The 14,927-nt window shown below is 72.2% G+C and carries 13 protein-coding genes and 1 tRNA gene; 8 read left to right on the top strand and 6 right to left on the bottom strand.

The annotated features are described in order from the left end of the window. The 4 genes from efeB to H5J33_RS08005 form a co-directional block, all read left to right on the top strand. On the top strand, positions 1-1,012 hold a 1,012-nt coding region (gene efeB, locus H5J33_RS08020; protein WP_181794185.1), incomplete at its 5' end, for an iron uptake transporter deferrochelatase/peroxidase subunit. A gap of 156 nt (positions 1,013-1,168) precedes the next feature. Next, positions 1,169-2,101, top strand: coding sequence for a prephenate dehydratase (gene pheA / locus H5J33_RS08015; protein ID WP_181794184.1), 933 nt, complete (start codon positions 1,169-1,171; stop codon positions 2,099-2,101). 552 nt (positions 2,102-2,653) lie between these two features. Then, positions 2,654-3,931: a serine--tRNA ligase gene (gene serS / locus H5J33_RS08010; RefSeq protein ID WP_181794183.1), complete on the top strand. Its 1,278-nt coding sequence runs from the start codon at positions 2,654-2,656 to the stop codon at positions 3,929-3,931. Then, complete coding sequence (locus H5J33_RS08005; RefSeq protein ID WP_181794182.1) at positions 3,928-4,725, top strand: HAD family hydrolase; 798 nt, start codon at positions 3,928-3,930, stop codon at positions 4,723-4,725. Before serS ends, H5J33_RS08005 begins: the two co-directional genes overlap by 4 nt. Before the next feature lie 128 nt (positions 4,726-4,853). Here the strand turns inward: H5J33_RS08005 and H5J33_RS08000 are convergent. The 5 genes from H5J33_RS08000 to H5J33_RS07980 all read right to left on the bottom strand — a co-directional run bounded on the left by H5J33_RS08000 (position 4,854) and on the right by H5J33_RS07980 (position 8,731). Beyond that, a tRNA-Ser gene (locus H5J33_RS08000) sits at positions 4,854-4,940 on the bottom strand. A gap of 289 nt (positions 4,941-5,229) precedes the next feature. After that, positions 5,230-5,949, bottom strand: coding sequence for an ABC transporter permease (locus tag H5J33_RS07995; protein ID WP_181794181.1), 720 nt, complete (start codon positions 5,947-5,949; stop codon positions 5,230-5,232). Between the two features lie 10 nt (positions 5,950-5,959). Then, positions 5,960-6,871: an ABC transporter ATP-binding protein gene (locus tag H5J33_RS07990; RefSeq protein ID WP_181794180.1), complete on the bottom strand. Its 912-nt coding sequence runs from the start codon at positions 6,869-6,871 to the stop codon at positions 5,960-5,962. Further along, on the bottom strand, positions 6,868-7,776 hold the full coding sequence (locus H5J33_RS07985; protein WP_181794179.1) for an ABC transporter permease subunit: 909 nt from the start codon (positions 7,774-7,776) through the stop codon (positions 6,868-6,870). The genes H5J33_RS07990 and H5J33_RS07985 overlap by 4 nt, the downstream gene beginning before the upstream one ends. Then, a complete protein-coding gene (locus tag H5J33_RS07980; protein ID WP_181794186.1) occupies positions 7,766-8,731 on the bottom strand; it encodes an ABC transporter ATP-binding protein in 966 nt (321 codons plus the stop codon). The genes H5J33_RS07985 and H5J33_RS07980 overlap by 11 nt, the downstream gene beginning before the upstream one ends. A 237-nt stretch (positions 8,732-8,968) precedes the next feature. Here H5J33_RS07980 and H5J33_RS07975 point away from each other — a divergent pair, with 237 nt between their 5' ends. From H5J33_RS07975 to H5J33_RS07960, 4 genes are all read left to right on the top strand, one after another. Further along, positions 8,969-9,811, top strand: coding sequence for a M24 family metallopeptidase (locus tag H5J33_RS07975; protein WP_181794178.1), 843 nt, complete (start codon positions 8,969-8,971; stop codon positions 9,809-9,811). Beyond that, positions 9,808-11,562: an SDR family oxidoreductase gene (locus H5J33_RS07970; protein WP_181794177.1), complete on the top strand. Its 1,755-nt coding sequence runs from the start codon at positions 9,808-9,810 to the stop codon at positions 11,560-11,562. The genes H5J33_RS07975 and H5J33_RS07970 overlap by 4 nt, the downstream gene beginning before the upstream one ends. Positions 11,563-11,771: 209 nt before the next feature. After that, complete coding sequence (locus H5J33_RS07965; protein WP_181794176.1) at positions 11,772-12,674, top strand: LLM class flavin-dependent oxidoreductase; 903 nt, start codon at positions 11,772-11,774, stop codon at positions 12,672-12,674. An 86-nt stretch (positions 12,675-12,760) separates the two neighbouring features. Further along, the gene (locus H5J33_RS07960) at positions 12,761-13,630 is read left to right on the top strand and encodes an HAD-IIB family hydrolase (RefSeq protein WP_181794175.1); all 870 of its coding nucleotides are present in this window, start codon (positions 12,761-12,763) and stop codon (positions 13,628-13,630) included. A gap of 94 nt (positions 13,631-13,724) precedes the next feature. Here H5J33_RS07960 and cydC read toward each other — a convergent pair. After that, positions 13,725-14,927 (bottom strand): thiol reductant ABC exporter subunit CydC (gene cydC / locus H5J33_RS07955; protein ID WP_181794174.1); only part of this gene is annotated, 1,203 nt, incomplete at its 5' end.

Here is a 14,927-nt window from a genome sequence, read left to right as displayed (position 1 = left end):
CGCGTTCGACCTGGTGGCGGGCGCGGGCCGCAAGGAGGCGGCGGCCCTGCTGCGCCGCTGGTCGGCCACGGCCGAGCGGCTGATGGCGGGCGAGCCCGCCCCGCACGACGACACCGACGTGGCCCGGGACGCGGGGCCGTCCTCGCTGACCGTCACCTTCGGCTTCGGGCACGGCTTCTTCGACAGGACCGGGCTGCAAAAGCAGCGGCCGGCCGCGCTGGACCCGCTGCCGGACTTCTCCTCCGACCGGCTCGACAAGGCCCGCAGCGACGGCGACCTGTGGGTGCAGATCGGGGCGGACGACGCCCTGGTGGCCTTCCACGCGCTGCGGGCGATCCAGAAGGACGCGGGGTCGGCCGCCCGGGTGCGCTGGCAGATGAACGGCTTCAACCGCAGCCCGGGGGCCACCGCGCACCCCATGACGGCCCGCAACCTCATGGGCCAGCTCGACGGCACCGGCAATCCGAAGCCCTCGGACCCCGACTTCGAGAAGCGGATCTTCGTGCCCGCCCCGGGCGAGCCGGCGTGGATGGCGAACGGCTCCTACGCCGTCGTCCGCCGCATCCGCATGCTCCTGGACGACTGGGAGAAGCTGTCGGCCACGGCCCAGGAGCAGGTCATCGGGCGCCGCAAGGCCGATGGGGCGCCGCTGTCCGGCGGTGACGAGACGACCCCGATGGACCTGGAGAAGGCCGACGCCAACGGCGACTACCTGGTCCCGCTCAACGCGCACGCCCGGATCACCCGGCCCGACCGCAACGGCGGCGCGGCCATGCTGCGGCGGCCCTTCTCCTACCACGACGGCATCGACGCGGACGGCACCCCGGATGCCGGTCTGCTCTTCATCTGCTGGCAGGCCGACCCGCTGCGCGGCTTCGTCCCGGTGCAGCGCAAGCTCGACCGGGGCGACGCGCTGTCGCGGTTCATCCGGCACGAGGCGAGCGGACTGTTCGCGGTGCCGGGCGGGGCGGCGAAGGGCGAGTACGTGGGCCAGCGGCTGCTGGAGGGATGACCCCGGCCGCTTACGCGGGGACGCTCGACGGGCCGAACGACGGGCTGTTTGAGCACCGGGGCTGCTTGGGGGACGAACCCGGTTCAAACCACCCGGCCGAGTGGTATTCCCGAGACACCCGCGACGGGTCCCCCCGCGGCCATTAGGGTGAGGACCATGCCAGCGAGCTATGCCTATCTCGGCCCGGAGGGCACCTTCACGGAGGTCGCCCTGCGCACGCTTCCGGAGGCCGCCACCCGGGAGCTGATCCCGTACGTGTCGGTGCAGTCGGCGCTGGACGCGGTCCGGACCGGCGAGGCCGAGGCCGCGTTCGTGCCGATCGAGAACTCCGTCGAGGGCGGCATCACCACGACCCTGGACGAGCTGGTCGCGGGCGAGCCGCTGATGATCTACCGCGAAGTGCTGCTGTCGATCACCTTCGCGCTGCTGGTCCGGCCCGGCACGAAGCTCGCGGACATCAAGACGGTCTCCGCCCACCCGGCGGCCCAGCCGCAGGTGCGCAACTGGATGCGCTCCCACCTGCCGGACGCGGTCTGGGAGTCGGCCGCCTCGAACGCGGACGCCGCCCGCCTGGTCCAGGAGGGACGCTACGACGCGGCCTTCGCGGGCGAGTTCGCCGCCGCCCGGTACGGCCTTCAGGCGCTGGAGACAGGGATCCACGACGCGGAGAACGCGCAGACCCGCTTCGTGCTGGTCGGCCGCCCGGCCCGGCCCGCCGCGCCCACCGGAGCCGACAAGACCTCGGTGGTGCTGTGGCAGCGGGACGACCACCCCGGCGCCCTGCGCGACCTGCTCGGCGAGTTCGCCTCCCGCGGCATCAACCTGATGCTGCTCCAGTCCCGGCCGACCGGCGCGGGCATCGGCAACTACTGCTTCTGCATCGACGCCGAGGGCCATATCGCCGACCGGCGGGTGGCGGAGGCGCTGATGGGGCTGCGGCGGATCTGCCTCCAGGTGCGTTTCCTCGGTTCCTATCCGCAGGCGGACATGTCGCCGGGCGAGGCCCGGCCGGCCCTGCCGGGGACGTCGGACGAGGAGTTCATGGCGGCGGCGGACTGGGTGGCGCGCTGCCAGGACGGCCGCTTCTGACCGGTCGTACGACCTGACGAACGTTATCCACAGAAGTTATCCACAGGTGCCCTTCTCGACCTGGGGACAAGTCGACAGCGGGCGGGCGCAGGGTCGACAAATCGCCCTGTGGCGCCCGGCCGTGGCCACCGCTCCCCCGTCCACCCTTCGTCCACCCGTTTCCTTTGGTTCATCTTTCGGGGCGACCCTTTTCCACCCGAAAGTGGACGTCGACGACGTTTGACCCGGGAATTCTTCGGCCTGGCAGCACTTTCCCCAGTGATCAATTCCGAAGTCCACAGTTCTTCCACACAGCCTGTGGATAACTCTTGGGAGGGCGTGGATCCCTGTGGACAAACGGCTCGCCAAATCCCGTTCCCCACAAGGGAATCGGGTCAACCGGACACCCGCGACCTGCCCCGTCCCAGGGAGTGAGACACTTTCGCCTTGACCTGCGGCCGGCAGGAAGGAACACGTCCGGCAATTAACGCATAACGGAACGTAGGCCGCGAATGCGAACTCACCGTAATAGTGATTCGTGAGGCGAGACCCGGCACCGGTAGCCTTGGCCTCGTGATTGACCTTCGCCTGCTTCGTGAGGACCCCGACCGTGTGCGCGCGTCCCAGCGCGCCCGTGGAGAGGACGTCGCGCTCGTCGACTCCCTCCTGTCTGCCGACGAGCGGCGCAGGGCCTCCGGCGTCCGCTTCGACGAGCTGCGCGCCGAGCAGAAGCAGCTCGGCAAGCTGATCCCCAAGGCCGCCGGCGAGGAGAAGGCCGAACTCCTCAAGCGCGCCGAACAGCTGAAGGCCGACGTCAAGGCCGCCGACGCCGAGCGCGACGCGGCCGACGCCGAGACCCAGGAGCTGCTGCTCCGGCTCGGCAACCTCGTCCACCCCGACGTGCCCGTCGGCGGCGAGGAGGACTTCGTCACGCTGGAGACGCACGGCACGATCCGCGACTTCGCCGCCGAGGGCTTCGAGCCCAAGGACCACCTGGAGCTCGGCCAGCTGCTCGGCGCGATCGACGTCGAGCGCGGCGCCAAGGTCTCCGGTTCCCGCTTCTACTTCCTCACCGGCGTCGGCGCCCTGCTGGAGCTGGCCCTGGTGAACGCGGCGATCGCGCAGGCGACCGCGGCCGGCTTCACCCCGATGCTGACCCCCGCGCTGGTCCGCCCGCAGTCCATGGCCGGCACCGGCTTCCTCGGCCAGGCCGCCCAGGACGTCTACCACCTCGACAAGGACGACCTGTACCTGGTCGGCACCTCCGAGGTCCCGCTGGCGGCCTACCACATGGACGAGATCATCGACGCCGACCAGCTGCCGCTGCGCTACGCGGGCTTCTCCCCGTGCTTCCGCCGCGAGGCCGGCTCGCACGGCAAGGACACCCGGGGCATCTTCCGCGTGCACCAGTTCGACAAGGTCGAGATGTTCTCGTACGTCTCCCCCGAGGACTCCCAGGCCGAGCACCAGCGCCTGCTGGAGTGGGAGAAGCAGTGGCTGACCTCGCTGGAGCTGCCGTTCCGGGTCATCGACGTCGCCTCCGCCGACCTCGGCGCCTCGGCCGCCCGCAAGTTCGACTGTGAGGCGTGGATCCCGACCCAGGGCAAGTACCGCGAGCTGACCTCCACCTCGGACTGCACCGAGTTCCAGGCCCGCCGGCTGTCCATCCGGGTCCGCGACGGCAAGCAGGTCAAGCCGCTGGCCACGCTCAACGGCACGCTGTGCGCCGTCCCGCGCACCATCGTGGCGATCCTGGAGAACCACCAGCAGGCCGACGGCTCCGTCCGCGTCCCCGAGGTGCTGCGCCCGTACCTGGGCGGCCGTGAGGTCCTGGAGCCGGTGTCCCGGTGAGCTTCCCGTACGGGCTCATCGCCACCGACCTCGACGGGACGCTGCTGCGCTCCGACGAGTCGATCTCGCAGCGCACCCGTGACGCGCTCGCCGCGGCCACCGCGGCGGGCGCGGCCCACATCGTCGTCACCGGCCGCGCGGTCCCCTGGACCCGGCACGTCCTGGACGACCTCGGCTACGACGGTCTGGCCGTCTGCGGCCAGGGCGCCCAGGTGTACGACGCCGGCGCGCACCGCCTGCTGACCTCCGTCACCCTGGACCGGCAGCTGGCGGGCGTCGCCCTGGCCAAGATCGAGGCCGAGGTGGGCCCGCTGTATCTGGCGGCCAGCCGGGACGGCCTGGACGGCGACGTACTGGTCGGCCCGGGCTACACGGTCGCGGGCAGGCTGCCCGGCACCCCGTTCACGGACGTCTCCGACCTGTGGGCGGCCCCGCTGAACAAGATCTACATACAGCATCCGACGCTGGGCGACGACGAGCTGGCGGAGGCGGCCCGGCAGGCGGCCGGCGGCTTCGTCACGGTGGCCATGGCGGGCGCGGGCGTCGTGGAGCTGCTCCCGCTCGGCCTGTCCAAGGCCACGGGACTGTCGCTGGCGGCCCGCCGCCTGGGCCTGAAGGCGGCCGACACGATCGCCTTCGGTGACATGCCCAACGACATCCCGATGTTCGCCTGGGCGTCCCGGGGCGTGGCCATGGCCAACGCCCACGCGGAGCTGAAGGCGGTGGCCGACGAGATCACGGCCTCCCACGAGGAGGACGGCATCGCGGTGGTCCTGGAACGCCTGCTGGCCTGACCGGCCGCGTCCCGTCGCGGGGCCTTGTCCGGCATGCGCTCCGCCGCGTGGGCGCGACCGGTCGCACCGGACCCGCACCAGGCAACGAACCGCAGCCGATGCGGGCAGGTCTCGGTGACGACGTCTCGCGGAGGATGCACGGATCGAACGTGCGCGGGCTTTCCAGCCCGACCACGGCTCAGCAAGCCGGTGCCTTGCCACTCGGCCAATCCTCCGGGTGGGCGGCCTCACGCGAGCGTGGCGCTCGCGTGCTCGAAGCGGCCGCCCCGGGCGGTTCCCTGGCTCCACGGAGGGATGGCGACTATTCCGGAGCCGGCCTCGGGCCGCCCTGACGGGAGCCGGGCGTACTGCCGTGCATGGACATCGCCCACCTCCACTCCCGGTTCCTGACGCCGGGACGATCCCGGCGGATGGGGCACGACCACTGTGCCCCGCCGCCGAATCGGACGCCACCGAATAAACGGCGCGTGGAGGAGGGCCGGTACCGCAGGCGGCCCGGGGTGCTCACTCCTCGCCGGCGAGCGTCAGGGACCGCAGTTTCTGGCCGGCGTACCAGGTGGCCAGAACGGTGACCGCCACCAGCAGCACGGTGGCCGTCGGCAGGCCCACCTCCGAGGTGACCAGCGGGCCGTCGGCGACCTTGTGGGCGACGGCCAGCGACCACTGCTGGACGCTCAGGGTGCGCGCGCCCGGCACCAGGGACCCGAACAGCGCCTCCCAGACCAGGGCGTAGACGAGCCCGAACACCACCGCGTGCCGGGAGACCGTGCCCAGCAGCAGGAACAGCGCCGAGTAGGCGATGGAGGAGACCAGGGCGGCAACCGTGTAGGCCACGGCGACCTGCTGGCCGTTGCCGTTCAGGATCAGGCCCGCGATCAGCGTCGGCACGGCCGAGAAGACCATGGTCACGGCGATGGCGACGATGAGCTTGGTGAAGATGATCGCGGGCCGCTTCAGCGGCTTGGACAGCAGATAGACCACGGAGCCGTCGTCGATCTCGGGGCCGATCGCGCCCGTGCCCGCGATGACACCGACGATCGGCACCATCGTGGCGAGCGCGAAGCCGCCGAGAACGTCGGAGGCGGTCTGGTCGTCGGCCCCGGTCAGGGCGCGGACGACCGCGGAGATCACGATCAGCAGCAGCGGCAGCGCGCCGAGGATGAGGGCCCGGCGACGGCCGAGCAGTGCCCGGTAGGTGAGCCGGGCCACGGTGGGGTCGTACATCTTCGGCCTCCTACGCCGCGACCAGATACGAGAAGACGGACTCCAGGGACTCGTCGGACGGCGAGACCGTGAGGAGCCGGATGCCGTGGTCTCTGGCGACCTTCGGCAGCAGGGCGGTGAAGCGGCCGAAGTCGACGGCCTGGATGCGCAGGGCGCCCTCGGCGTGGTCGACCTCGATGCCGGCCGTGGAGGGATCGGCGATCAGCGCGGCCGCGAGGGCGCGGTCGTCGCTGGAGCGCACCAGGTAGCGGTGCGGGCGGTCGGTCATCAGGCGGCGGATCCGGCGGAAGTCGCCGCTGGCCGCGTGCCGTCCGGCGACGACGACCTCGATGTGCCGGGCGAGCTGCTCGACCTCTTCGAGGATGTGCGAGGAGAACAGCACCGTGCGGCCCTCGTCGCCCATCCTGCGCAGCAGGTCCATCAGCTGCATGCGCTGGCGCGGGTCCATGCCGTTGAACGGTTCGTCCAGCAGGAGCAGCGACGGGTCGTGCACCAGGGCGCTCGCCATCTTCACGCGCTGCCGCATGCCCTTGGAGTACGTGGCGATCTTCCGGTCCTGCGCGTACTCCATCTCCACCGTGGCCAGGGCGCGCTGGGCGGCCTTGGCGTCGAGGCCGTGCAGCTCGGCGTTGGCGAGGACGAACTCGCGGCCGGTGAGGAAGTCGTACATCGCCTCCCGTTCGGGGACGATGCCGATGTGCCGGTAGATGGCCTCGTTGCACCACACCGGTTGCCCGTCGAGGGTGACGGAGCCGGTGGAGGGGGCGAGGAAGCCGCCCATCATGTTGATCAGGGTGGACTTGCCGGCGCCGTTGGGCCCGAGCAGTCCGGTGACGCCGGGGCCGATGGTCATGGTGATGTCGTTGACGGCGACCACGTTGCCGAACCAGCGGGAGACGTGGTCGATCTTCAGGGTGGTCACAGTCCCACCTTGCGGTAGCGGCGGACGAGGAGGCCGTAGCAGACGGCGATCAGGCCCAGGACGAACAGGACGTGGACCACGCCCTGGCCCGCGGAGGGGCCGGTGCCGCCCGGATAGGCGGAGCTGCCGCCGAGGAACGCGGACTGCACACCGTCGATCAGCGTGATCGGCGAGAACAGCCCGATCCACGGCACGGCGGAGCTGCTGCCCTGGGTGTCGGCGATGGCCTGGAGAGTGGAGACAGCGCCGTAGGAGATGGTCAGTACGGCGATCACGGCGGCGATGCCGAAGCCACGGCGCGGGGTGAAGGCGGCGATGACCAGGCCGATGCCGGCGAAGAGCAACGAGAGGAGGGCCACGGAGACCAGTCCCTGGGCGAATTCCTTGGTCTGATGGGCGAAGTCCATCTTGGACAGCAGCGCGCCCGCGTACATCACCAGCAGCGGGGCGCCGGTGAGGACGAGGAGCGCGGAGGCGAGCGCCGCGAACTTGGCGCGCACGTAGTCGGCGGTCTCGATGGGCCGCGAGAAGTACAGCGGCACGGTCTTGAAGCGCAGGTCGCGGGAGACCGCCTGGGGTGCCTGCGAGGCGACGTACAGGCTGATCACGGCCTGCGTGACGATCGCGTACCGGGTGTAGGACACCGGCAGTTCGTGCGCCTTGGTGACCACGGCGACAGCCACCATGATGGCGGCCGGCACGCACATCACCGCGAACAGCAGCATCGGCAGCACCTTGGACTTCACCGAGCGGCCGAGGCCGTAGGCGCCGCGCAGGGACTGCGAGTACAGCGAGCGGCGGGCGTAGGAACGGCCCAGGCGGGGGCCGTCGTAGCCGCGGTAGCCGATGTCGTGGATGCGGCTCTGGTCGCCGGCGGGTGTTGCCGGGGGATGCTCAACCGCCATGGCCGACGGCCTCCTTCCGCTGTTCGTCGCTGCCGGTGAAGACCTCGGAGATGTGGTGCCGGCGCTGTTCCATGCGCACCAGGCCGAGACCGAGGTCGGCGACCACGTCGCGGACCAGGTCGTAGGTGTCCTCGCCGGTGGCGGTCAGCAGCAGGATGTGTCCGGCGCCGGGCAGTCCGCCGGCCTCCGCCCGGGTGTCGACACCGCGCGCGTGCAGCGCCTCGCGGAGGGCGTGGGTGCCGTCGGGGTACGCGTCGCTGTCGGTGACCTCGATCGCGAGGGTGGTCGTGGTCTGGGTGAAATCGGTGGTGGAGCTGGAGCGCAGCAGCTTGCCGCCGTCGATAACGACGACGTGGTCGCAGGTGCGCTCCAGCTCGCCCAGCAGATGCGAGGTGACCAGGACCGAGATGCCGAAGTCGCTGTGGATGCGGCGGATCAGGCCGAGCATCTCGTCCCGGCCGACCGGGTCGAGTCCGTTGGTCGGCTCGTCCAGGAAGACCAGCTGCGGGTCGTGCACCAGGGCCTGGGCGAGCTTCACGCGCTGCTTCATGCCGGTCGAATAGCCGCCGATGGGCCGGTAGCGCTCCTCGTACAGCCCCACGTGGCGCAGGGTGTCGGCGGTGCGCTCGCGCGCGGCGGCGGGCGGCAGGCCGGACATGCGGGCCATGTGGACGACGAACTCGGTGGCCGAGACGTCCGGCGGGAGGCAGTCGTGCTCCGGCATGTACCCGACGCGCTCGCGGATGGCGGCGCCCTCGGCGGCGACGTCGAGGCCGAGCACCTCGGCGCGGCCCTCCGTGGCGGGGGACAGCCCCAGCAGGATCTTGATCAGGGTGGACTTGCCGGCGCCGTTGGCCCCGACGAGTCCGGTCACACCGGGCCCGATGTCCACGGACAGCCGGTCGAGCGCGGTCACCCGGGGGAACCGCTTGCTCAGGCTTTCGGTCGCGATCACAGTCACGCCTACGACGGTAGTGATCCGGACCACGTTCGTCGTCAGACCTCAGAGCCGTTTCCTCGTCCGTCCCAGGTATTACGGGACCCTAAGGGTCACCCACCCAGGGGGCACGGGCGCGCCGGACGGCCGTGGTCCACGGCCCTTGATCCCGCCTATTGACGCCACCTCTAACAAGTGCCAGATTCGCATGTGTCAAGTTACGGACGCGTAGCGCGCTCGACGGGACGGGGCGGCATGACGACGGCAGTGAGCAGCGGACCCTCCGTGAACCTGCGGGGATTCAAACGGGTGCAGCGCCTGGCCTACGAGTGCGCGGAGGCGGTCGCGGCCCGGCTGGAACCGGGTGTGACCGAGCGCGAGGCGGCGCGGATGCAGCGGGAGTGGCTGCGCGAGCGCGGGGTGCGGGACTGGTTCCACCTCCCCTTCGCCTGGTTCGGCGACCGCACGGCCTTCGCGAACTTCCGCGTCCCGCTCCAGTTCTTCCCCACCGACCGCGCCCTGGAGCCGGGGATGCCGTTCATCCTGGACCTGGCACCGGTGTACGAGGGCTACCCGGCGGACGTCGGCTACTCCGGCTCGCTGGGCGTGAACCCGCTGCAGGACCGGCTGATGGCCGACCTGGAGGCGCACCGGGAGCTGATCCTGCGCGAGGTGCGCGAGCGGCGCCCGCTGCGGGAGATCTACCAGGACGTGGACCGGCTGATGGTCCGCCAGGGGTACGCCAACCGGCACCGCGCCTACCCCTTCGGGGTGATCGCCCACAAGGTGGACCGGGTACGGCCGCGCCGCTGGTCGCCCCATCTGTTCGGCTTCGGCACGCAGTCCCTGAAGGGCCTGGCCTCCGACGCGCTGCACGGCCACCGCGAGGGCTGGTCGCCGCTGTGGTCGCCGTACCGCTTCTCGGACCACCCGCCGCGGCCGGGCCTGTGGGCGGTCGAACCGCACCTCGGCTTCCGGGGCACGGGCGCGAAGTTCGAGGAGATCCTGGTGGTCACCGACTCCCGGGACGCCGAGGAGAGCGCGTTCTGGCTGGACGACGATCTGCCGCACGTGCGGCGCTGGGCGGAGGAGAAGTGACCTTGAAGGGTGCGCGCGAGCGCCGGGTGCGGACCGGCGGGGTCGAGCTGTGGGTGGCCGAGCTGGGCGACCCGGCCCAGCCGACCGTCGTCCTGGTGCACGGCTACCCGGACAGCAAGGAGGTCTGGTCGGAGGTGGCCGTACGGCTGGCCGACCGCTTCCACGTGGTGCTCTACGACGTCCGGGGCCACGGCCGCTCCACCGCGCCGGAGCCCCTGCGCGGCGGCTTCACCCTCGCCAAGCTCACCGACGACTTCCTGGCCGTCGCCGACGCGGTCAGCCCGGACCGGCCCGTGCACCTCGTCGGGCACGACTGGGGCTCGGTGCAGTCGTGGGAGTTCGTCACCGTCGGCCGCACGGAGGGCCGTATCGCCTCGTTCACCTCGATCTCGGGGCCGTCCCTCGACCACTTCGGGCACTGGATCGACGCGCGCGTGAAGCGTCCGACGCCCCGGCGGGTGGGCCAGCTCCTCGGCCAGGGCGCCAAGTCCTGGTACGTCTACCTGCTGCACACCCCGGCCCTGCCCGAACTGGCCTGGCGCGGCCCGCTCGGCAAGCGCTGGCCCCGGATCCTGGAGCGGGCCGAGCGGGTCCCGGCCGGCGACTACCCGACCGCCTCCCTGCCCTCGGACGCGGCGCACGGTGCCTGGCTCTACCGGGACAACGTCCGCGCCCGGCTGCGCAGGCCCCGTCCGGACGCCTACGCCCACGCGCCCGTGCAGCTCATCACCCCTGAAGGGGACGTGTTCCTCTCGGAGCGGCTGTACGACGACCTGGACCGGTGGGTGCCCCGGCTGACCCGCCGCACGCTGCCCGCCGGGCACTGGGTGCCGCGCACCCGCCCCGATCAGCTGTCGGCGTGGATCGAGGAGTTCGTCGGGTCCGTGGAAGGCGGCCGGCCCGTCCCGCGGCCCACCGGCCGGCACGCCGAACGGTTCGCCGGGCAGCTGGTGCTGATCACCGGCGCGGGCAGCGGCATCGGACGGGCCACGGCGTTCGCGTTCGCGGAGGCCGGCGCGCGGGTGATCGCCGTGGACCGCGACGCCGAGGCCGCGGCCCGCACCGCCGAGCTGTGCCGGCTGGTCGGCGCGCCCGAGGCGTGGGCCGAGCCCGCGGACGTCTCCGACGAGCAGGCCATGGAGAAGCTCGCGGAGCGGGTCCACCGCTCCTACGGGGTGCTGGACGTGCTGGTCAACAACGCGGGCATCGGGCTGTCGGGCTCCTTCTTCACCACGACGACCGACGACTGGCGCGCGGTGCTGGACGTGAACCTGTGGGGCGTCATCCACGGCTGCCGGCTCTTCGGGGCCCGCATGGCCGAGCGCGGTCAGGGCGGCCACATCGTCAACACGGCCTCCGCGGCGGCCTACCAGCCCTCGCGGCTGTTGCCGGCCTACAGCACCTCCAAGGCGGCGGTGCTGATGCTCTCCGAGTGCCTGCGCGCGGAACTGGCCCCGAAGGGGATCGGCGTCACGGCGGTCTGCCCGGGCATCGTCAACACCAACATCACCGCCACCGCCCGTTTCACCGGCGTCGACGAGGCCGAACAGCGCCGTCGCCGGCAGCGGTCCGCCCGCCTGTACGGCCTGCGGAACTATCCGCCGGAGAAGGTGGCCGACGCGATCCTGGACGCGGTCGCCCGGGACAAGCCGGTGGCTCCGGTGACCCCGGAGGCCAAGGGAGCCCATCTGCTGTCGCGGTTCGCCCCGGGGCTGCTGCGGAGGATCGCGCGGGTGGAACCCAGGCTGTGAGGGACGGGGACGGGCGCCCGCGGGCGTCATGTCCCCGCCGGTTGTCCACAGTTTCGTCAAATTGCCTGTGGATAACCACACTTCTTTGTGGATCAAACCTCCAACCGGGAAAGCCCGCGTGATCCGCGTCTCCCCCCGGCAGGACATGAGACGCGTGCGCACGGTGACCGTTTCGTTCGACGCCGACGGGCCCGCTTACGCTCGGTCCCATGAGTCTGCGTCTGAGCACCGTGATCCTTCCGTACCGCCGCTGGCACGAAGGCGCCCGTTCGGCGTGGGTGCGCGCCGAGCAGCTCGGGTTCCACACGGCGTACACCTACGACCACCTGTCCTGGCGCAGCTTCCGTGACGGCCCGTGGTTCGGCGCCGTCCCGACCCTGACGGCCGCCGCCGCGGTCACCGACCGGCTGCGCCTGGGCACGCTGGTCACCTCGCCGAACTTCCGCCACCCGGTGACCCTCGCCAAGGAGCTGATCTCCCTGGACGACATCTCCGGCGGCCGGATCACCCTGGGCATCGGCGCGGGCGGCACCGGTTTCGACGCGACCGCCCTCGGCCAGGAGCCCTGGAGCCCGCGTGAGCGCGCGGACCGGTTCGGCGAGTTCGTCTCGCTCCTCGACCGGCTGCTCACCGAGGACGCGGTGACCTACGAGGGGCGTTTCTACTCGGCCCACGAGGCGCGCAACATCCCGGGTTGCGTGCAGCGGCCCCGGCTGCCGTTCGCCGTGGCGGCCACCGGCCCGCGCGGTGTGAGGCTCGCCGCGCGGTACGGCCAGGCGTGGGTGACCACCGGCGACCCGAAGCTGTACGAGACCGGCACGCCGGAGCAGTCCGTCGAGGCCCTGCGCGGGCAGATCGGCAGGCTGGCCGAGGCGTGCGAGGCCGCCGGGCGGGACGTGGCCGCACTGGACAAGGTCCTGCTCACCGGCTTCACCCCGGACCGCGGCCGGCCGCTGACGTCCCTGGACGCCTTCGTGGACTTCGCCGGCCGCCACCGCGAGCTGGGCTTCACCGAGATCGTGATCCACTGGCCCGTCCCGGACTCCGGCTTCGCGGCGGAGGAGAAGGTCTTCGAGGAGATCGCCATGGAGGCGCTCGCCCAGCTGGACTGACCGGGGCCGCGCTCCACGACGTCGTCTGTGTCTCATCCGTGCGCAGTCCCGCACGGCCGTGCGGACGCCTGGGCGAGAATGGCCGGGTGACCTCAGCGACCAGACAGCCCGGGACCCCTGCCGCCGCCCTGCCGGCGCGGCTGATCGCCACCGACCTCGACGGCACTCTGCTGCGCGACGACAAGTCGGTCTCCGCGCGGACCGTCGCCGCGCTGGCCGCCGCCGAGGAGGCCGGGATCGAGGTCTTCTTCGTCACCGGCCGGCCGGCCCGCTGGATGGACGTGGTCAGCGAGCACGTCCACGGCCACGGCCTGGCGATCTGCGGCAACGGCGCCGCCGTGGTCGACCTGCACGGCGGCCCCGGCGCCCACCGGTTCGTGAAGGTCCGCGAGCTGTCCCGGGAGAACGCCCTGGCCGCCGTACGGTTGCTGCGCGAGGCGGCCCCCGGCACGGTGTTCGCGGTCGAGCAGACCTACGGCTTCCACCAGGAGCCGGACTATCCCAAGCTGCACATGGAGATACCGGACACCGTGCTGCCCGCCGAGGAACTGCTCGCCCCCGACGGCCCGACCGCCGGCCAGCCCGTCCTCAAGATCCTCGCCTTCCATCCCTCCCTCGACCCGGACGCCTTCCTGACACTGGCCCGCCTGACGGTCGGCGGCCACGCCAATGTCACCCGCTCCAGCCCCAGCGCCCTGCTGGAACTGAGCGGCCCCGGCGTCTCCAAGGCCAGCACCCTCGCCCTGTGCTGCGCCGAGCGCGGCATCTCGCACGAGGAGGTCGTGGCCTTCGGGGACATGCCCAACGACGTCGAGATGCTGACCTGGGCCGGCCAGTCGTACGCGATGGGCAACGCCCACCCGGACGTCATCGCCGCCGCGTCGGGCCGTACCGTCGCCAACAACGACGACGGCGTGGCGGTGGTGATCGAACAGCTCCTCGCCGACCGCGGCTAGCCGACGGCCCCACCGACCCGCCGTTCACGAGGCGGCCGCGACGGCACGCGTGAGCGCTCCCCGCCGGCACCTCCGCGAGCCGTGGCGGCACACCTCAGCGCGCTCCCGCCAGCGCCTCCGCCTCGCACTCCCGGGCGGCCATCTCCCGCAGCGGACCGTCCTCGGCCAGCAGCCGCCGGTACGGGCCGCGCTGCACGACGCGGCCCTCGTCGAGCACGATCACCTCGTCCACCGCGTCGAGCCCCGCCAGCCGGTGGGTGATCAGCAGCGTGGTACGGCCCTCGGTGGCGGCCAGCAGATCGGCGGTCAGCGCGTCCGCCGTCGCCAGGTCCAGGTGCTCCGCGGGCTCGTCCAGGACCAGCACCGGGAAGCCGGCCAGCAGCGCCCGGGCCAGCGCCAGCCGCTGCCGCTGCCCGCCGGACAGCCGGGCCCCGTGCTCGCCGACCAGGGTGTCCAGGCCGTCGGGCAGCGACTGAACCCAGTCCAGCAGCCGGGCCCGGTCCAGCGCTCCGCGCAACTCCGCCTCCGTCGCGTCCTTCCTGGCCAGCAGCAGGTTCTCGCGCACCGAGCTGTCGAAGAGGTGCGCGTCCTGCGCGCACAGCCCGACGAGCCGCCGTACGTCGTCCCCCGCCACCGCGCACGCGTCCACCCCGGCGAGCGTGTACGAGCCCGCCTGCGGATCCAGGAACCGCAGCAGCACCTGCGCGAGGGTCGTCTTGCCGGAACCGGAGGCTCCCACCACCGCGATCCGGCGCCCCCGCTCCAGCGTCAGGTCCAGCCCGGCGAGCGCCTCCCGCCGCTGTCCCTCGTACCGCGCGACCACGCCCCTGAGGACCACCGGGAACGGCGTGCCGGGCGCCGGCCTTGGCCGCTCCGGCTCGCGTACGGGCTCGGCGGCGTCCAGGATCTCGTAGACCCGCTCCGCGCTGCGCCGCACCCGCTGCCGCTGCCGCACGGCCAGCGGCAGCCCCAGGACGGCCTCGAAGGCGGCCAGCGGGGTCAGTACGACCACGGCCATCGCCACCCCGCCCAGCCGGCCGGCCGCCACCGCCTGGGCGCCGAATGCCGCGATGGCCGTGACGGTCAGCCCGGAGATCAGCGCGGTCAGCCCGTCCCCGAGTCCGGTGACGGCGGCGGCGCGCGCGGCGATCCCGGTGAGGATGCGATCCGCTCGCCGGGCCGCGTCCGTACGGGCCGGCAGCGCGCCGGCGACGGTCAGCTCCGCCGTGCCGGTGAGCAGATCGGCCACCCGGGTGGCGAGGACACCACGGGCGGGCGCCAGCCGCCGCTCGGTGCG

Origin of the sequence: Streptomyces sp. WELS2, from assembly GCF_013870595.1 — a bacterium.
Classification (GTDB): Bacteria; Actinomycetota; Actinomycetes; order Streptomycetales; family Streptomycetaceae; genus Streptomyces.
Note: the sequence above shows the minus strand (reverse complement) of the source record. Positions and strands in the feature narration are given on the sequence as shown.